The following is an 18,315-nucleotide window of genomic DNA, read 5'->3' on the forward strand; positions in this document are numbered from 1 at the left end:
ATATAGCCCACCATCTGGATAATACTAATTTTGTTAAAAGAGCTGTCTGCCTAAAAAGGCTCCCTCCGGAAGAAGGGAACCCGTTAGATCGTCTAAAGTCCGGACTTGCTTGCCAACCCGCGAATCCCCGCTCATACCACCGTAACATTATGCTCCTGCCGGTATTCCGTAGGCGTCTGCATAAATTTCTTGCGGAACACCTGCGTAAAATGCCGCACATCCTGGTAGCCCACCCGCTCGGCGATTTCCGCCAGTTTCAGCTGCGGGTTGCACAAAAGCTGCTTGGCCTGATCCAGCCTCAGGCCCGTTACATACTCCTTGTAGCCCTGGCCGGTCTTCTGCTTGAACAGCTGGCTGAAATAGACCGGGTTCAGGAAAACGACGGACGCCATCTTCTCCAGGGACAAGTCCTCGGAATAATGCGCCTTGATGTATTGAAGCGCAACCTCGATGGATTTGTCCCCGCTTACTTTGATGCTGTCGTACTCGACCGCGGCGGAAGCCTGCCTCAGCCGGGTGACGATTTGCGGTACGCTTTTAAAATCATGATGCTGTCCCGAGTTCAAAATCTGGAACGGTACCTTCAGATAGTGCTTGAGATGACTTTTCAGCGCGTCCAGCAGGGTATCGATCCGGATTCCGCCGTTCAGCGCCACGAGGCCGAGCAGGCTCTGACGGTCGTAGCTGACGACAAACCCCTGGCCATGCGTCTCGATCATCTCGGAGAGGACATTTTCCACGATAAAATGCTCCAGATGAACGCTCTTGCTCCCGGCATCCATCTGGACGAACACGAGGTAATAGTCCGGGAAATCCTCCACGAACGACTGGATATCGAGGTTGCCGGTATCCAGCCCCGCCGCCAGCCGGAGAAAAACCGCTTCGCGCAAATATTTCAGGCTCGACTTCAGTCTCACGCTCTCTTTGCTTTGGAGGTTTTCGCGTCTGATCTCGCCGGTGAGGCTCTCGATCAACTCGATCAGCTTAGGCTTGCCGATCGGTTTCAGAAGATAGTCGCGGGCGCCGAGCCGGACCGCCTCCTGCGCATAAGCGAATTCGGAGTGGGCCGAAATGACGACCCACTTGATGGCCGGATGCTTCCGCTTCGAAATCCGCATAAATTCGAGGCCGGTCATGCCCGGCATAATAATATCGGTAAGCACGATGTCTATATGCTGTCCACCGAGGATCTTAACCGCTTCCTCGGTAGAAGCCGCCAAGAAAACGCCGTACCCGGGGTAAGCGTGCTCGATGGTGCGCTTGACCCCTTCCCGGATGACGCTTTCATCGTCCGCAACCAGTATATTCATCCGTTTCTCTCCTCCTTCGGAAGCGGGACCCTCACAATGACGGTCGTCCCCTCGCCCGCTGCACTTTCAACGGTGACGCCGTATGCTTCGCCGTACATGTGCTGCACGCGCCGGTGCAGATTCTGCAGTCCGATGCCTCCCTGGGACGACGCATCTTCCTCGCTGCGGCTTATGTCCGGCCGGGAAGGGAAACCCGCATCGGGCGTGGGAACCGGGGGCCCGGCATGTGCCGTAGCCTGCGCCGGGCCGGAAGCACCGGCGGCGGCGACAGTTCCGCAGGCGGACGCACCGGCGCCTGAGGCGGCCTTAGCGCCGCTGCCCGAGCCTGCTGCGCCGGCACCGCAGGCCGCTGCGCTGGCCGCTCCGCCCCCGGCTCCAGTGACGGCGGGTGCCTCAAAGGCTGCGCCATCGCCGTGACCTCCGGCGGCTCCGGCTCCGGCAGCTTCCCGGCCGTCCGGCTCACCTGCCGCAGCGGACGCGGCCGCTTGCGCCGCACCGCCGCCTGCGCCCGGACCGCCCGCGCTCTCGGCAGCGCCCGGCGCGCCTCCCCCGCTCCGCCTGCCTCCCGCGGCGCATTCGCCGTACAGCGATTCGCGCAGCCCGCGCAGCTTCTCCTCTTCGATGCCGACTCCGTTGTCCTCGATTCGGATCGCCAGCTCCCGGCCGCCCGCAAACGTCGAGATGGTGAGCATCCCCGGCCGGTTAAGCGGCTCCAGGCCGTGCTTCACGGCATTCTCGATAATGGGCTGGAGCGTCATCTTCGGGATGCGGATGTCCATGTACCGTTCATCCGTCTTCAGCTCCACTTCCAGACGTCCTTCGAGCCGGACGAGAATAATGGTCAGATAGTGGTGAATCTGCCGGAATTCTTCCCGCAGCGTAACCTCCGCTCCTTCTTCCCATTGGCTGCTGTAGCGGAACATATGGGAGAGGGAGAGCACGACTTCGCCCAGCTTGTCGTTGCCTTTCTCGTCCAGCATCCAATAAATCATATCCAGCGTATTGTACAGGAAATGGGGATTGACCTGGGACTGGAGCGCATGAAGCTCCGCGTTCTTTTCGCTGACCGACGAAATCTTCACCCGTTCGATAAGCTCCTCGATCCGGTTCACCATATGATTAAACGATCCGACCAGAATGTTGATCTCCCGGTAGGACGTCACATTCACGATTCCTTTGAAGTTGCCCTGCTCCACCTGCTTCATCTGGCGGATAAGCCGGATAAGCGGCATCGAAATCCGTTTGGATACGATGGACGCGATAAAAGCCGAGACGAGAACGAGAATCGTTCCGATCAGGATAATATAACGCTGCATCTGCACCAGCTCGACGTTCAGGTCTTTGTAGGGCGTAAGACTGACCACCAGCCAGTCGGCGAAAGGCAGCTTGGAAGCTACCGCCAGCCGCCCGTTCTTCTGATCGACGGTCATTTCCTGGGAATCGTCCGGCAGAGGGACGTCTTGGAGAGAAGGCAGCGCTTCGGCCGAAGCGGTGGAAGACACGAAACGCCCCTTGTCCGAGACGAGATATACCTCGCTGTGTTCGCTGAGCTTCAAATTATTCAATGCCGACAAAATCGCCTGCGGATTCGCCTCGTAAAGCACAATCCCGATCGGCTTATGCTCGTTGAGATCGTAAATCTGGCGGCCGAAGGCAAACACGGTCCGTTTCTCGTTCTGGTCGATCAGGGAATGCGGAAACACGCCCAGCCAGACCATTTTGCCCGAAGATTGACGGACGTCCCGGTACCAGTCGGAACTGCGGTATTCGGGATCGACCACATTCATGTAGTTGCCGTAGTTGTAGATCTTTCCCTTGTCCATGATGACATGGATGCCGATCAAATCTTCCCGGGAGTAGAAAATCGCCCCGATCATGTTAGTGACGGAGCGAGTGTTAATATAATCGAGCGCAGACTCTTGCGGCGATTCCGTCAGCAGACGGACCAGATCGAAATTGTTGCCGATCGTTTTGGACAAGCTGTCGTAGCCTTTGAGCAGCAGGTCGAAGAGGTCGACGGTCTGCGAGACGTTTTTCCGGGAAAGGTCGCTGATCTTCGTCTGAAACTGCTCGGTCGTGCGGCTGTAGAACAGCAGGGAGATGATGATCAAAATGCCGGACATGCAGAACAGGAACAGAAAAAACAACCGGTGGTGGATGGATTGGAAGCCGCGTCTCAAGGATTTATCCCCTTTCGTTGTTCGCCCGTTCCCGAAGCCGCTTCAGGGCCGCTTACCCTTTTACCGCCCCGGCCACCATGCCCTTCGTAATTTTTTCCGAAAGAATGAAATAAAGGAGAATGACGGGCACCGCCCCCATGACGAGAAAAGCTCCGATGTTGCCGTAGTTGACGGAATACTGGCTCACAAAGGTGTACACGCCGAACGGAAGCGTCTTCAGCTTCTCCGAGGAGATGAAAGTCGCCGCCAGGATGTATTCGTTCCAGATGTTGATGAACGTCAGGATGCAGACTGTCATGACCGGAGGAACGGAAATCGGGAGGATGATGCTCCGGAAAATGCGGTACACGCTCGCCCCGTCCATATAAGCGGACTCTTCGATTTCGTGCGGAACGGATTTCATAAAGCCGCTCAGGATAAAGACGGCAACCGGCGTCTGGAACGCGATATAAGGCAGAATCAGCGACAAGTGCGTGTTGAGTATGTTCATGTTTTTAAAAATAATCATTAAAGGCAGCAGCGTAGCCTGCAGCGGAATCATCAGCCCGATCAGGAAAACGAGCATGACCGCGGGGGCCAGCTTCCAGCGCAGCCGTGAAATGGCATAGGCCGCCATGGAGCTCAGCAGAATGACGCAAACCATCGTAACGACGGTGACGAACACGCTGTTGAACAAATATTGCAGATAGTGTCCCGCTTCGTACGCTTCTTTGTAGTTGCCCCACCTCGGCGATGCGGGCAGGGAGAAAAAGCTGCTGCCTAGAATCTCTTCGTTGGTCTTCAGGGAATACGTAAACAGCCAGAGAAGAGGATACATTTGAGTGACGATCAGAATCGCGAAAAGCGTATAGACGATTCCTTTTTTGACAGATTTCACAGGTGGTCCTCCTCCTAGCTTACCTTATTTTCCAGACGTTTGAAAACTACGTTAATCAACACCGTAAACGCCAGGCACAGGATGACCAGGAAGGTGGCAATCGCGCTGCCGTACCCGTATTTCTGGGACAGGAACGACATGTTGTACATATGCGTCGAGATGACGTCCGTGGAGTGTGCGGGCCCTCCGCCCGTCATGACCATCACGAGATCGAACGCCTGCAGGGAGCCGATAAACGCGAGCACGAGCGAGATTTTCAGAATAGGCACGATCATCGGGAACGTGATGTAGCGGTCGGCCGTGAAACCTTCCGCGCCGTCGATGCGGGCCGCCTCGTAGATCTCGGCCGGAATGTTCTGCACCCCGGTGAACTGGATCAGCAGATGGTAGCCGAAATACTGCCAGAGAGACACGATGTACAGACAGAACATGGCAATGGCGGGCTCGGTCAGCCAGCTGTGCGTCCATTCGGTCAAGCCAAACGCGGTCAGCATCCCGTTGATCATCCCGCCCATCGAAGCCGGATTGTAGACGGTTTTCCAGAGCTGCCCGATAATGACGACCGACAATATAACCGGCAGAAAGTAGATCGATACGAGTGAGTTGGCTTTCTTCACGTACCGGTTCAGCAAAATCGCCACCATCAGGCAAATCGGAATCTCGATCATGGAAAAGACCGCGTAAAGCAGCGTCCGGCGGACTGACGGCCAGAAAACCGGGTCGTCGAAAAACATCGTCTTGAAATTGGCCAGGCCCACGAATTTGGAGCCGGATATGCCGTTCCAGTCCAGCAGCCCGGTATAGAACGAGACCAGGATAGGGACGAACACCATGCAGACGTACAGCAGCAGGCTTGGAAGCACGAAGACGGCAATGGTTCGCGCAGGTACTTTTAACACATTCACTCTAGTACGCCTCCTGTAGACAAACGGCCGCTTGCTCTTTCTCTCTCCGCTGCGGCCCTTGCAAAAAAATGTCGATGAAAAAGGGGTCCGGTCCGAACCCCTCCATCGCAATGCCTCGTTTTATTTGATGTTGGCCTCGAAAGCGCTCTGATGTTCCTGTGCGACCTGTTTCGGATCGGCCTTCTGGATGAACAGATTCTGAATGCTGCCCAAGTGAACCTGAGCGGTGGCCGGGTTCATCGTGTTGTCGAACGCGAGGTCGCCGCCTTTGACGTTTTTGAACAGATCGAGGATGGAAATGGCCAGATCGGAGTAACCCGCGGCTTTAAAATCTCCCTCTACCTTCTGCCCGATGCCCACCGCGTTCTTCAATTCAAACTGGACTTTCGGCAGATTCAGCGTGAAGTAATTCAGGAAGTCTTTCGTCTCCTGCAGGTGCTTGCTGTTGGCCGAGATAGCGAAGGCGCTGCCCGGTGCGATCATGTACTGGTTCACGTCGCCCTTGCCGCCTACCGTCGGGAACTGGAACACGCCGACCTTGCCGCCCACGGAAGAAGCGTCGATGGCGCCCGTTTCCCATGTGCCTATGATGTGCATGGCCGCTTTGCCCGTTTTGAAAATGTTGCCGCCCGCGTTGTAATCGACGGACGTCGCGCCTTCGTTAAACGCTCCGGCCTGCACCAGCTCCTGGAACTTCGAAACGGCCTCCGTAAACGCCGGATCGTTGAACGTCTTCTTCTTGTCGAGCACGTCCTGGAGGAAGCCCGGACCGCCGTTTGTGCGGAGCAGCATATTCATAAACAGGAACGAACCCGTCCAGGAATCCTTCTCCCCGATGGCGATCGGCGTGATGCCTTTGGATTTCAGCAGCTTCACGTCTTCCAGCAGTTCCTCGAACGTCTTCGGCGTATCTTTGATGCCTGCCTGGGCGAACAAGTCCTTGTTATAGTAAACGACCTGAATGTTATTGCCGTCCGGCAGGGCGTACACGTTGTTGTTAAAGCTGTAGTAATCGAGCAGCCCGTCCTGGTAAGTCCCTTTCAGGCCGTTCTTGTCCAGCATGTCGTTCAGCGGGGCGAGCAGCCCGGCATCGACGAAAGGTTTCATCTGGGCCGCCGGGTTCACGATCGTGATGTCCGGGATCTCTTTGGAAGCGGCCTGGGTTTTCAGCTTCATTTTCTGCTGGTCGGTGTTCATGGAATCAAGCTCGATGTGAATGTTAGGGTTTTCCTTCTCATACTGTTCTACGATTTTATGAAGCATTTTGTACGTAGGCGTCGTCGGATCGGGGTAAATGTTCTGGAAGGTGATGGTGACTTTCTTGTCCCCTCCCTTTGACCCCGTATTCGTATCCTGCGTGTTCGTACCCGCGGATTGATCGGTGCGTCCGCAAGCCGTCAAGCCGACCGCCAAGACACCGACCAGAGCCGCGGCGGAGATGCGAGCTGTTTTTCTGCCCATTTTTCCTGACCCCCATTAAGTTCGAAATGTAAGTTTATTATCATCGTTTAGAGCGCTTTCAACAATGCAAGAAATTAAGGTTTGTGGTTTACTTTTTCAAGATTGTTAACTTTTTCAACTGAACAACCAGAGTCAAATCCTCCGGCCAACTGGCAAAGCGCAGTAAAACGTTCCCCGGTACAGCCGTGCTAAACTAATACAAAACGGCCTGGATCTATGCCGGGGAGGATGGTTATACAGATGGAAGTTGTCCGTATCGGAATCATCGGATTAGGCAATATGGGCTCTGCACACGCGAAATATTTGATTGAGAACAAAGTAAAAGGCGCGGTATTGGCCGCCGTGTGCGACCCGCGTACCGAGCGGCTGGAATGGGCGGCCCGGGAATTCGGGAACGCCGTGGCGCACTTCACCGGGATCGAAGAGATGTACGCCTCCGGCACAATCGACGGCGTGATCGTCTGCACGCCGCATTACGGCCACCCGGCGGAAGCCGTCGCGGCTTTCCGGCACGGCCTGCACGTGCTGACGGAGAAGCCGGCCGGCGTCTACACGAAGCAGGTCCGCGAAATGAACGAAGCGGCCGCGGCGTCCGGCAAAGTGTTCGGCATCATGTACAACCAGCGCACGCAGCCGCTTTACAAGAAGCTCCGGGAGCTGATCAGGCAGGGCGAGCTCGGGGAAATCCGCCGGATCAACTGGATCATCACCCTCTGGTACCGGTCCCAGAGCTATTATGATTCCGGCGGATGGCGGGCCACATGGGCCGGAGAAGGCGGCGGGGTGCTCATCAACCAGTCGCCTCATCAGCTCGACTTGTGGCAGTGGGTGACCGGCATGATGCCCAAGCGGCTGCGCGCCTTCTGCGCTTTCGGCAAGCACCGGGACATCGAGGTCGAGAACGAAGTGACCGCTTACGCGGAGTACGAGAACGGAGCGACGGGCGTATTTATCACGTCCGCCTGCGAAACGCCGGGTACGAACCGGCTTGAAGTGGTGGGTGACCTGGGCAGAATGGTCATCGAAAACGACAAGCTGACCTTCTACCGGCTGCGGCAGTCCGAGACGGAATTCAACCGTACCTATAAGGGCGGCTTCGGGGAGCCGGAGGTGTGGAAAATCGACATTCCCGTCGGAGGCGAACGCGGGCAGCATCACCTCATCACCCAAGATTGGGTGAACGGCATTCTTCACGGCACTCCCCTGATCGCTCCGGGCGAAGAGGGCTTGAAGGGGCTCACACTCTCGAACGCCATGCTGCTGTCCGCATGGACGGACGAATGGGCGGAGCTGCCGCTGGATGAAGACCGGTTCTACGGGCTGCTTCAGCAGAAAATACAGGCCTCCGGAGCCGTGAAAAAGGCGGAAGAGAAGACGCTCGATACGACGGGTTCGTACTGACAGGACGAATCGCAGAGTTTATCTATAAGCGTCGGCATGAGGAGCACACTCCGGCTTCGGGATTCATAGCGGGCTGTCGCTATGTGCAATACGGTTGCGGGCACCTGTCCCGTGCCCTGTGATTGTCCGTCGTCATAAAGGACGGCGCTTCATGGACACACCGTGTGCCGCAAACGTGCGAAGCTCTGGACGCGCATCGTCTGCGAATAGAAACGGGAAGCGCTTGCATGCTACACTGAAGACAGAAAGGCCGCTTCCGGGCGGCCCTTACATCCCGATAAAGCGTGGTGCTCTCCCGCATGTTCATGAACCTGCACGATCGCGAAGATATGCTCGGCCTGAGCTACCGCAACGAGGGGAAGGTCGATTCCGTTTTTCATTCCCATGCGTATTACGAAATTTATTACTTCCACGGCGGAAGCTGCAATTATCTGATCGGCGGCAACATCTATATGCTTCAGCCCGGGGATCTCATCCTCATGAACGGCATGACGCTCCACTGCCCCAAGGTCGACACTGCCGTTCCTTATATCCGAACGACCGTGCATTTTGAACCGGCGGCCCTCAAACCGTATCTGGAGCTGCCTCATGCGATCAATGTTCTCCAGCCTTTTCAGGAATTAAAAAACTGCCGCCTCACTCTCCGCGGCCCCGAGAAGGAAGAAGCCGAGCGCATCCTGCACGAAATGAGCGTCCACTGCAAAACGGACGGTTTGACCGCCTACAACCGCCTCCACCTCTCATTCCTGGACCTGCTGTATTTCGTTCACGAGCAGTGCCAGCGAACGCTGCGTACGGGGCGCGAATTCTCTTCCGAGAAAGAAAAACACGTCCAGCGCATCGTCAGCTTTCTCGAAGGGCACTTTGCGGACGATCTGCACTTGGAGCATCTTCAGGAGCATCTAAACTTCAGTAAATTTTATTTATCTAAAATCTTCAAAGAAATCACGGGACTGACCATCTTTCAGTTCGTGTACCGCCGCAGAATCAACGAGGCCAAAACACTGTTCCTGCACAATCCCGGCCACTCCGTTACCGATGTGTGCCTGCAGGTCGGCTTCAAGCATCTCGCTCATTTCAGCCGCTTGTTCAAGCAGCAGGTCGGACTGACGCCGGAAAAATACAAGAAAACGGTCCGCGATCAGCTTTCTTCTTAACGGCCGGTCACAGGGGATCGACTAGCGTCAATTCATTCGTCGTGAAGGTTGTCACAAGAGCCCCAGTCTCCGGTCGCCCATCATTCGAGAAGGGCTCTCATTGCGGCAGCAGAAGGATACGTCGCTCCACAACATCTCATACGGAACCTTTTCGTAAGGGGTAATCCTACCATTATCCTGAAAGGAGCATCTCTTTTGCACAAAAAAGACGGCATGAACTACGCCCCCGAAGGAAAACCGGCGCCGGTCGTCGCGCGGGGCGACTTTATTTTCGCCGCTGCGGGATTGGAGCACGGCCATATTTACGGCATGTGCAACGGACTGCGTGAAGCCGGGGGCGAGATGAAATGGGTCTACGACCCCGATCCGGTAAAAGTAAAAGCTTTCCTCGCGGCCTATCCCGGCGTACGCCCCGCCACGTCGCTGGAAGAGATTTTGCAGGACGAAGAAGTAAAGCTGGTAGCCGCCGCCGCGATTCCGTGCGACCGCGGGCCCCTCGGCGAGAAAGTCATGCGCAGCGGTAAGGACTACTTCACCGACAAAACGCCGTTTACCTCGCTGGACCAGCTTCATTCGGCCAAAAGGACGGCAGCCGAGACCGGCCGCAAATACGCGGTCTATTTCAGCGAGCGGCTGCATGTCGAGAGCGCCGTCTTCGCGGGGCAGCTCGTCCGCGACGGGGCGATCGGGCGTGTCGTGCAGGTGCTCGGCCTAGGCCCTCACCGGCTTAACGCCGCTTCGCGGCCCGGCTGGTTCTTCGAGCGCGCCAGATACGGCGGCATCCTGTGCGATATCGGCAGCCACCAGATCGAACAGTTTCTGTTCTTTGCCGGCTGCCGGGATGCACAGGTGCTGCACAGCAAGGTCGCCAACTACAACAACCGGGAGTATCCGGAGCTGGAGGATTTCGGCGACGCGACCCTGCTCGGAGACAACGGGGCGACCCAGTATTTCCGCGTCGATTGGCTGACGCCGGACGGCCTGTCCACCTGGGGAGACGGCCGCACGGTTCTCCTCGGCACGGACGGCTACATCGAGCTGAGGAAATACGTCGATATCGCCCGCAGCGCGCAGGGCGACAACCTGTACCTCGTGAACGGCGAGGGCGAACGCCGGCTTGAGCTGAGCGGCAAAGTCGGCTATCCGTTCTTCGGCGAGCTGATTCTCGACTTTCTGAACCGTACGGAGCATGCGATGACCCAGGAGCATACTTTCAAAGCGGCCGAGCTCTGCCTGCTCGCCCAGCAGAAAGCGGTAAGGGTCGAATAGCGGCACGGTTCCGGCCTTTTACGGACGTTGCATTTTCGGCGCAGAATCACTCGACCAGTAAAGCTATTGCCCTCTTTAATAATGGCTGCTTTTAAGTCCGCATCCCTGTTGTCTGTGCAACTCCACATTTTTCCCGCTTCAAACACACTTGGGGACAGCAGATGATCTGGGCTGTTTCCCTCTTAACTGTAGAGCTTAGCACTCACTGTGCGATTCCCCGGTACTGTGTGAGGCACCCAGAGTTTGACTGGACCTGGCAGCCCTCATTTCTAAATTCCATGATCAAAGACATGCGATGCCGCATCGAACGCTGGGAACGGCACGCGGTATGGCGTTTTACTCATAACCAACCTATCCGACCGGAGGTGTCCTACCGAATGAAACTGTCCGTGTTTACCGTCGCTACACCCGAGCTGTCCCCGGAACAACTGGCCGCCGCCGCAAAAGAAGCCGGAATCTCCGGCATTGAGTGGCGATACAAGGAGATTCCGCCCGAGATGGCCGGCGAAGCCCCTTCATTCTGGCGCAACAATCTCTGCTCCATTCCGCCGAACTGGGACGAGGCGGAGCTGAGCCGCTTCCGGGACGCCGCCGCGCGTCACGGGCTGCGTTCCCTCAGCGTGACGCCTTACCTCGACGCCGGGGATCTGGAAGGCACGGAGCGCGTGCTCGACGCCGCCCGGCGGCTCGGCGCTTCCTTCATCCGGCTCGGCGTGCACCGCTATGACCGGACGCGGAACTTCCGCGAACTGTTCGGACTGCAGCGGGCCTATCTGCGCGAGGCGGAAGCCTTGTGCCGGGAGTACGGCGTGAAAGGGCTTGTCGAGACGCACCACGTGACGCTTGCGCCGAGCGCCTCCGCCGCCTATCGCCTCGTGGAAGGGCTGCGGCCCGAGCATATCGGCGTGCTGTACGACCCCGGCAACATGGTCTACGAAGGCTTCGAGAATTACCGGATGGGGATGGAAATTCTCGGCCCTTACCTCGCCCACGTTCACGTCAAGAACGGGGGCTGGACGCCGGGTGCCGAAGAGGACGGCATGACCCGCTGGGTTTCCTCCGCCCGCCCCATGAACCGGGGGATGGCCGATTGGCGGCAGGTCGTCGCGGATCTGCAGGCGGTCGGCTATACGGGCTGGCTGGGCGTCGAGGATTTCAGCGGCGAACTGCCCGGCCCCGAGATGCTGAAGAAGTTCAGCGCTTTTATGAACGGGCTGATGCAGCCTTCCGAGGCGTAGAGCACCGTTCGAGCGATAAAAAAACCAGCCGGATTTTCAGGCTGGTTTTGCTTTTTCGGGGGCGGGAAAACAGGCGGCTTTATTCTTGCGGACCGCCCTGCTCTTTTTATCCAAACCATTTAAACTCCATTATTATCTATGTAAAATGAAGATAGCTCGATGCCTCTTTTGACGCTTATCGACCCGATACAATTCAATGTCATTAAAATTTTCCTAGGGAGGATCCCCGTGAAGAAAATTTTTTTATTAATCGTGCTATCTTTATTAGTAGTAGGGTGTGAAAAATCGAGAAAGTCATAAATCCGGAAATTGAAATGTCCCCAAAACCATTAGCGAATTATTTCCAAGGTGAGTGGGACAAAATGGATCGGATCGATATCCATAACGGTTCCACCGGTGAACTTAGAACATTTACCGAGAAAGAAATCGTTCGAAAATGGATCGACGAGGCCCGCACCATAGAGATAACCCCCGATCCTAACCAGGAACAGAGAACGGGTTTTAGATATTCAGCAAATTTATATGAAGGCGATCAGCAAAAGTTCGGCTTTACGGATGGCCACATCGGGAACGTGTACATACTCTCTTCGGAGCAGCTTTATAATCAGCTCAAGAATTTGTACGAGTCCTAAAATTTTCGGGCTCTAAAAATTACAGCACATCCGTTATGGATGCCCCTACCTCGCCTCCCTGCCCAAAAACCGCCAGAAATTGCGATGATACAGGTCGTCGAAGTCGCGCTGTATCTCTTCCTCCGTCACGTACCAGCCGCTGCCGTACAGCTTTTCGTACTTGTCCGCAAGAACCCTGCCGATGATGGAACGGGAATGCTCCCACTTGTAAATAAGCTGCTCGAGAACGCGGCAGTCCGAATGCTGCGGGATGACGGAGGTTCCGAGCAGCTCCACCCGGAAGCGGGTCATCTCCTCCACGATGGATTCCACGTGAAGGAACCACCAGCAGCCGAAAATCATCAGGTTGCGGAATTTGCGCGCAAGCACCGCAAGCTCATGCTGATTCTCGCGGGCCAGCATCGTGACGAGGAATTTCTGGTCCGGATAGCGCCGGCAGAGAGCTTCCACCGCGGTCACGTCCGAGTGCATGCTCATGTCGCCCGCCAGACGTAGGCCCGGATTGACCGAACGCCGCACCCCGATCATGAGCGCAAAAGGAATGCCGTGCTCGCGGCACACCGGGACCAGCGCTTCGTCGATCATCCGGCTGCGGTGATCGTCCGACGGATACACAAAGTCCCCAGGCATGGAGACCGCCAGATAGAGCGCATCCATCCGCCGGGTCCATTCCGACAGGAAGCGGCGGACTTCCCCACGCGTCTCCTCCGTCCATGCCTCCTCCACGCGGTATCCGAGCCGCTTCAGCTCACCCACTGCCTGCGGCCAGTTGTTCAGCAGCGCATCTACACGCAGAGCCGCGGAGAAACGCGGATCCGTATTGCCTCCGCGGTCCAGCCACACCGCCCGCTCGGCCGCATCGAACGGGTCGTTCGTCATGACGATGTGCTCCACCTTGGCGAGCTTCATGACCGTGTCGAGCTGTCCGCGCAAGCCCCGACCTTCCAGGCTGCGGCGGTAATCTTCCAGGTTCCGGCTGGAAACATCCAGTCCGAGCCGGTTCAAAATCGTGATCAGTCCGCTTGCCGCCTCGCTCACCGGAGAATGATCGACGAACAGATTTTTCCAGATTAGATCCGCCTGTTCCCTTTTCGACATCTCCCAGAAAGCATCGTATGAATCTTCCGACCAGCGGAAAGACTCCGAAATCAGATAATGATAAGTCAGCAATTCATCGATTCCCCAAAGCAGAGAGACTTCAAAATCCGCTGAATACAGATGGGTATGCATGTCGGTGACCGGGGTGGAAGCGGCCAGCCGACCGACGATTTTTCTCAGCTCCGCCGCGTTTTGGATCGTTTGTGCCTTCATCGTTCCACATCCTTTTTGATAGAGGGATAGTTTATGCAAAAAAACCTGCCAAGGAGCGCCAGGCCCGGTTCTAAATCGTCATGGCCCCGAATCCCCCGTCGACCCGCAGGATAGAGCCGGTTACGAAACCCGACGCCGCGGATGAGGACAAGTACACGGCGGCGCCTTGAAGCTCGCGCGCTTCACCGAACCGGTTCATCGGCGTATGGCTCATAATGGAGGAAATCCGTTCCTCCGAAAGAATTTTGCGGTTCTGTTCCGCAGGGAAAAACCCCGGCACGATCGCATTCACACGCACTCCGGCCGGAGCGAACTCCCTTGCCAAATATTTGGTCACGCTGTTCACACCGGCTTTCGAAGCGGAATAAGTGAATACCTTCGACAACGGCGGATCGGCCGATACGCTCGAAATGTTGACGATGCTGCCGCCGCGGCCGCTTTCCACCATATATTTGCCGAAGACCTGGCAGGCCAGCATGACGCTTTTCAGATTGACGCTCATGATGCTGTCCCACTCCTCTTCCGTGATCTCGAAAAAAGGAGTCGCGCTGTTTTTGCCCGGACAGTTGAGCAGGATATCCGCCCTGCCCGTCCAGTCCAGCACTTCGTCCAGAACACGCCGCAAATCTCCCGAGGATGTCGCGTCCGCCTGGAAGCAGCGGGCCTCGCCTCCCCCTTGCTCTATGCGGTCCCGGACCGCAGCGGAGGTATCCGGATTGCGGCCCACAACGGCCACCCGCGCTCCGTGACCCGCCAGTCCGGCCGCCATCTCCCCGCCCAGCGTGCTGTTGCCGCCGATGACGACGGCCGTTTTGCCCGTTAAATCGAATAGGTTCATATGAGTGTGACTCCTTTGGGGTGCTCCGGCTGTGACGGATTGTCCGATTACATATAATAAGGACACTAACTATCCTCTCCCACAATAAGCCGGGCCTTTTAGTGAGACAAACGGATTCGCTTTATGCATCTGCTTCTACCGTACCATGAGATGCTGTAGAACGCTTTCTTCTCGTTATGCGCTTGCCTTTACTTATTTATATGTGGTTGGTGTGATTTTCGGAGAGGGCATGCTAAACTGTGTGTAAGATTAGGTGGATTAATTAATTAACTAACTGAACAGATACCCGCAAACCCGGAGGACAGCCGTATGAGCCTGATGGAAACCTTTACGAGGCCGATAGAAGCCCTGTATAACACATCCCGCATTCCCGCCGGGTTTCATTCCCATCTTTATTATGAACTATATTATTTTCACAGCGGACAATGCAGCTACCTGGTCGGGGACCGGATTTATGATCTTTCTCCGGGCGATCTCCTTCTGATGAACGGCATGACTTTGCATTATCCCAAAATCAATCCGGCTTTCGAGTACTGCCGCACCATTGTGCATTTCGATCCGGCCTATGCCGGGGGGCTGTTCCGCGCGCCCTTTCACACTCCGGTGCTGAACCCGTTTAAAAGAACGGATAACCGGCTGATTTCTCTGGAGCCTGGCGAACGGGCGATTTTGGAACCCATGCTGGAAGAATTGTGCTCCCTGTCCGGAGAAAGCGATTGTTTATACCGCGACCGGTTCCTCGCTTCCTTTATGCGGGTTCTGCTTCAAGTGTATGAAATCGCCGACAAACCCCGTAACCGGAGCCACGAGCCCGCCGGACCCAGACAGCAGCATGTGCAGCAGCTCATTTCTTTTGTGGAAGCGCATTACACCGAGGATTTGTGCCTGGATGACATCGCCGCCGCCGTCCATTTGAACAAGCACTACCTCGTCAAAATGTTTAAGGAAACGACCGGTATCACCTTATTTCATTACTTGTACCGGCGCCGCATCAACCAGGCGAAAGTTCTTTTCACCCTGGAACCCGAAAAAAGCATCACCGAGACCGCCTATGAGGTCGGCTTCAAGCATTTGTCGCACTTCAGTCAGACGTTTAAAAAATTTACCGGCCTGACGGCGGACGAATACCGCAAACAGGTGCTGAACACCGATCCGAAGGAGTGAGGTGCCGTTTAGGGTCTGCTTCGCGTTAAAACACGAGAAGACACCGCAGTTCTTGCTGCGGTGCCTTCTTGTTCCGGCGGGTAAACCTCCCGGCAAAGGTTTTGCTCTTGCTCTTGCTTGCACAATTCAAAAACTCCCGCCGCCCGCTATTCCGCCAAGCTTCCGTCCCTTCTTCGCCCCCGCGAATCCGTCACGATACCGGCAGCCGGGTCGATCGCTTTCACAATCGCCTTCAAGCGGGCTTCCTCCATAAAATGAATGGTATAAGAAAGACTGCGCCCCCTGCTGCGACTTAAGTCTTCGCTCATCGCTTCATTCGGCGCTCCTTCGACCGGCCCGAGGCCGCTCCCGTTCGCCCCTTCCCCCTCAGACTCACGAGGCTCGATAGGCCGGAAGTTTGCCATGACCCGCCTGGATCGCCTGCTGAAAAAACGTTCGGCGGCCCGCTCCAGCCCGTAAGCGTGACGTTCTTCCGGCATCGCTCTTTTTGCAGCCGCCTCATGTTCTTCCGCCCTTTTAGCTTCGCAGTCAAATGCCTTTCGTCCCAGTCGGGCTTCCATCTCTTTCTCGATTTCGGCGCAGTGCCCGCTTACAATCGTAATCCGGCGGTGGACGGAAAACCCCCGCAGGCTGAAATGCACCGTTTCATACGCGAGCAGGTAAGCGAGAATAGAATACATCGCCTGCTCCCAGCCGTAAATAAAGCCCGCGCCCGCCAAAATCAAGCAGTTCAGCAGCATGAAATCCTGGTCTTTGAAGCCGAATTTCTGCAGTTTCTCGGTATGGTCCCGCGTTTCCAGCGTATCCAGGGTACCCCCGTAGCGGATGACCAGACCGATCCCCAGCCCCAGAGCGACTCCTCCGCAGAAGGCGGCCGTCATCGGATTTTCGATCAGAGCCGGTACCGGATGCAATATAAGGGCGCTGAGCGAAAATACGAGCAAGCCGAGAACCGTGAGCACCGCGAAATTTCGCCGGACCTGCCGGTACGAAAGCAGAATAAGCGGCAGGTTCAGCACGAACAGAAACAGGCCGAGCCTCATCTCCGTAAAATGGGCCGCCAAAGCGGAAAGGCCCGTCATTCCCCCGACCAGCATGCGGTTCGGGATCAGGAACAGCTCCAGCCCGACTGCGGCCAGCACGCTCCCGCAAATCACCATCAAGAGCTTGAAACACCACTGCGCCAAGGACCAGCCGCCCATTGTTTCTCCGGCCGGACCGATGCGGACATTTTGCAAAAGTTTCATCGGCATTCCTCCTCATCGCTTAGATTCCGTCCTTACAAGACCGTACAATCAGCCAGCGTCCGAGTGCGAATATCCGGCGGCATCACCCGCTTCCTTCCTTTTGCAGAACGGTCTTGCCCTCCTTCTTGCCGGACGCGTCTTTGAAAGGGATCACTTTATTCATCCACTTGTAAATGGTTTTGCTTTCCTTGGTAAGCAGCGGTCCGAGAATCGCCATAATGAGCACGTACAAAGCCGCGAAGGGCTGTAAAACCGCCAGCAGTCCGCCCGCTTTGCCCAGATTGGCCATAATAATGGAAAATTCGCCGCGCGATACGATGGTCAGGCCGATGTTGGCCGAAGCCTTCGAAGGCAGACCAGCGCTTCGCCCCGCCAGCAGTCCGGCGGCCAAGTTGCCGATCAGTGTAATCGCGACGGCTCCCAGCGACATCCAGACGGCTCCGCCGAGCGCCAGGGGATCGATGGTCAGCCCGAAGCTGAAGAAGAAAATAGCGCCGAAGAAGTCCCGGAACGGCATGATCAAATGCTCGATCCGCTTGGCGTGCTCCGTCTCCGCCAGGACAAGCCCGACGAGCAAAGCCCCGATCGCTTCCGCTACATGAATCGTTTCGGAGAATCCCGCTACGAGGAACAGCGCCGCGAAGATCACGAGCGCGAACAGCTCGTTGGAGCGGATGTTCAGCAGCCGGTTCAGGAGCGGAACGGCTTTTCTGCCCGCTACGAGCAGCACCAGCATAAATCCGAGCGCGATGAGCGCGGAGAGCAGCACGCCTCCCAGCGTTGTGGAACCGCTTAGGACGAGTCCTGACAGGATAGAGATATAGACGGCGAGGAAAACGTCTTCGAACATGATAATGCCGAGGATCATTTCGGTTTCGGGATTGGCCGTTCTTTTCAGATCGACCAGCACTTTGGCCACGATGGCACTGGAGGAAATCGTCGTAATTCCGGCAATCACCAGAATTTCAGCTAGAGGAAAACCGAGCGCCCAAGCGAATAAGACGCCCAGCGTAAAATTAATGAGGATATAAATCGTGCCGCCCACGGCGATGGAACGCCCCGACTTGATAAGCCGGCCTACCGAGAACTCCAGTCCCAGATAGAATAGAAGGAACAGGACCCCGATCCGGCCCATAAACTCGATCAGCGGCGCGCTTTCAATGAACCGGAAATCAAAATGCCAGAACTCCAGCGCGTGCGGACCTACGGCCATCCCGATCAGAATATAGAAAGGAATGACCGAGAAACGGAGTTTGGCCGACAACAACCCGGCCGCCGCAATAAGCGCGATGGCCAGACCTACCTCAAAAACCATGTGATTCATC

14 protein-coding genes, 1 pseudogene and 1 other annotated feature are annotated in these 18,315 nt (G+C 56.3%); of the genes and pseudogenes, 6 read left to right on the top strand and 9 right to left on the bottom strand.

All coding sequences use genetic code 11. The annotated features are described in order from the left end of the window. Positions 1-131: 131 nt before the first annotated feature. The 5 genes from ACI48J_RS24435 to ACI48J_RS24455 form a co-directional block, all read right to left on the bottom strand. A complete protein-coding gene (locus ACI48J_RS24435; RefSeq protein WP_405080644.1) occupies positions 132-1,310 on the bottom strand; it encodes a response regulator in 1,179 nt (392 codons plus the stop codon). Beyond that, on the bottom strand, positions 1,307-3,490 hold the full coding sequence (locus ACI48J_RS24440; protein ID WP_405080646.1) for a histidine kinase: 2,184 nt from the start codon (positions 3,488-3,490) through the stop codon (positions 1,307-1,309). The genes ACI48J_RS24435 and ACI48J_RS24440 overlap by 4 nt, the downstream gene beginning before the upstream one ends. A 52-nt stretch (positions 3,491-3,542) precedes the next feature. After that, a complete protein-coding gene (locus ACI48J_RS24445) occupies positions 3,543-4,367 on the bottom strand; it encodes a carbohydrate ABC transporter permease (RefSeq protein ID WP_405080648.1) in 825 nt (274 codons plus the stop codon). A gap of 14 nt (positions 4,368-4,381) precedes the next feature. After that, positions 4,382-5,272, bottom strand: a complete 891-nt coding sequence (locus ACI48J_RS24450) for a sugar ABC transporter permease (protein ID WP_326053905.1) — start codon at positions 5,270-5,272, stop codon at positions 4,382-4,384. A 120-nt stretch (positions 5,273-5,392) separates the two neighbouring features. Continuing rightward, a complete protein-coding gene (locus ACI48J_RS24455) occupies positions 5,393-6,733 on the bottom strand; it encodes an extracellular solute-binding protein (RefSeq protein ID WP_326053903.1) in 1,341 nt (446 codons plus the stop codon). A 240-nt stretch (positions 6,734-6,973) separates the two neighbouring features. Between ACI48J_RS24455 and ACI48J_RS24460 the strand changes: the two genes are divergently transcribed. From ACI48J_RS24460 to ACI48J_RS24480, 5 genes and pseudogenes are all read left to right on the top strand, one after another. Continuing rightward, complete coding sequence (locus ACI48J_RS24460) at positions 6,974-8,134, top strand: Gfo/Idh/MocA family protein (protein ID WP_405080650.1); 1,161 nt, start codon at positions 6,974-6,976, stop codon at positions 8,132-8,134. Positions 8,135-8,433: 299 nt separating this feature from the next. Then, on the top strand, positions 8,434-9,291 hold the full coding sequence (locus tag ACI48J_RS24465; protein ID WP_405080652.1) for an AraC family transcriptional regulator: 858 nt from the start codon (positions 8,434-8,436) through the stop codon (positions 9,289-9,291). Between the two features lie 342 nt (positions 9,292-9,633). Further along, positions 9,634-10,326, top strand: a pseudogene (locus ACI48J_RS24470) (Gfo/Idh/MocA family protein); the annotation flags it as partial. Positions 10,327-10,431: 105 nt separating this feature from the next. Further along, positions 10,432-10,864, bottom strand: a sequence feature (23S ribosomal RNA rRNA prediction is too short). Positions 10,865-10,937: 73 nt separating this feature from the next. After that, positions 10,938-11,798, top strand: coding sequence for a sugar phosphate isomerase/epimerase family protein (locus ACI48J_RS24475; protein WP_405083281.1), 861 nt, complete (start codon positions 10,938-10,940; stop codon positions 11,796-11,798). 362 nt (positions 11,799-12,160) lie between these two features. Beyond that, positions 12,161-12,430, top strand: a complete 270-nt coding sequence (locus tag ACI48J_RS24480; protein ID WP_405080654.1) for a hypothetical protein — start codon at positions 12,161-12,163, stop codon at positions 12,428-12,430. Positions 12,431-12,475: 45 nt separating this feature from the next. Here the strand turns inward: ACI48J_RS24480 and ACI48J_RS24485 are convergent, their stop codons facing one another. Then, a complete protein-coding gene (locus ACI48J_RS24485) occupies positions 12,476-13,741 on the bottom strand; it encodes a glucuronate isomerase (protein WP_405080655.1) in 1,266 nt (421 codons plus the stop codon). 70 nt (positions 13,742-13,811) lie between these two features. Further along, a complete protein-coding gene (locus ACI48J_RS24490; RefSeq protein ID WP_405080656.1) occupies positions 13,812-14,579 on the bottom strand; it encodes an SDR family oxidoreductase in 768 nt (255 codons plus the stop codon). A gap of 309 nt (positions 14,580-14,888) precedes the next feature. Between ACI48J_RS24490 and ACI48J_RS24495 the strand changes: the two genes are divergently transcribed. Next, a complete protein-coding gene (locus ACI48J_RS24495; protein WP_405080657.1) occupies positions 14,889-15,743 on the top strand; it encodes an AraC family transcriptional regulator in 855 nt (284 codons plus the stop codon). Between the two features lie 146 nt (positions 15,744-15,889). Here ACI48J_RS24495 and ACI48J_RS24500 read toward each other — a convergent pair whose 3' ends face one another. Further along, positions 15,890-16,990, bottom strand: coding sequence for a YitT family protein (locus ACI48J_RS24500; RefSeq protein ID WP_405080659.1), 1,101 nt, complete (start codon positions 16,988-16,990; stop codon positions 15,890-15,892). A gap of 82 nt (positions 16,991-17,072) precedes the next feature. After that, a complete protein-coding gene (locus ACI48J_RS24505) occupies positions 17,073-18,314 on the bottom strand; it encodes a cation:proton antiporter (RefSeq protein WP_405080661.1) in 1,242 nt (413 codons plus the stop codon). Between the last annotated feature and the right edge of the window lies 1 nt (position 18,315).

The organism is Paenibacillus chitinolyticus, from assembly GCF_045038035.1.
Taxonomy (GTDB): Bacteria; Bacillota; Bacilli; order Paenibacillales; family NBRC-103111; genus Paenibacillus_F; species Paenibacillus_F chitinolyticus_A.

Bases quoted from the DNA above. Each gene is read 5' to 3' on its own strand.
- ACI48J_RS24495 (WP_405080657.1), top strand. From the start codon at position 14,889: ATGAGCCTGATGGAAACCTTTACGAGGCCGATAGAAGCCCTGTATAAC.
- ACI48J_RS24475 (WP_405083281.1), top strand. From the start codon at position 10,938: ATGAAACTGTCCGTGTTTACCGTCGCTACACCCGAGCTGTCCCCGGAA.
- ACI48J_RS24505 (WP_405080661.1), bottom strand. From the start codon at position 18,314: ATGAATCACATGGTTTTTGAGGTAGGTCTGGCCATCGCGCTTATTGCG.
- ACI48J_RS24455 (WP_326053903.1), bottom strand. From the start codon at position 6,733: ATGGGCAGAAAAACAGCTCGCATCTCCGCCGCGGCTCTGGTCGGTGTC.
- ACI48J_RS24465 (WP_405080652.1), top strand. From the start codon at position 8,434: ATGTTCATGAACCTGCACGATCGCGAAGATATGCTCGGCCTGAGCTAC.
- ACI48J_RS24460 (WP_405080650.1), top strand. From the start codon at position 6,974: ATGGAAGTTGTCCGTATCGGAATCATCGGATTAGGCAATATGGGCTCT.
- ACI48J_RS24480 (WP_405080654.1), top strand. From the start codon at position 12,161: ATGGATCGGATCGATATCCATAACGGTTCCACCGGTGAACTTAGAACA.
- ACI48J_RS24500 (WP_405080659.1), bottom strand. From the start codon at position 16,990: ATGAAACTTTTGCAAAATGTCCGCATCGGTCCGGCCGGAGAAACAATG.
- ACI48J_RS24435 (WP_405080644.1), bottom strand. From the start codon at position 1,310: ATGAATATACTGGTTGCGGACGATGAAAGCGTCATCCGGGAAGGGGTC.
- ACI48J_RS24485 (WP_405080655.1), bottom strand. From the start codon at position 13,741: ATGAAGGCACAAACGATCCAAAACGCGGCGGAGCTGAGAAAAATCGTC.
- ACI48J_RS24490 (WP_405080656.1), bottom strand. From the start codon at position 14,579: ATGAACCTATTCGATTTAACGGGCAAAACGGCCGTCGTCATCGGCGGC.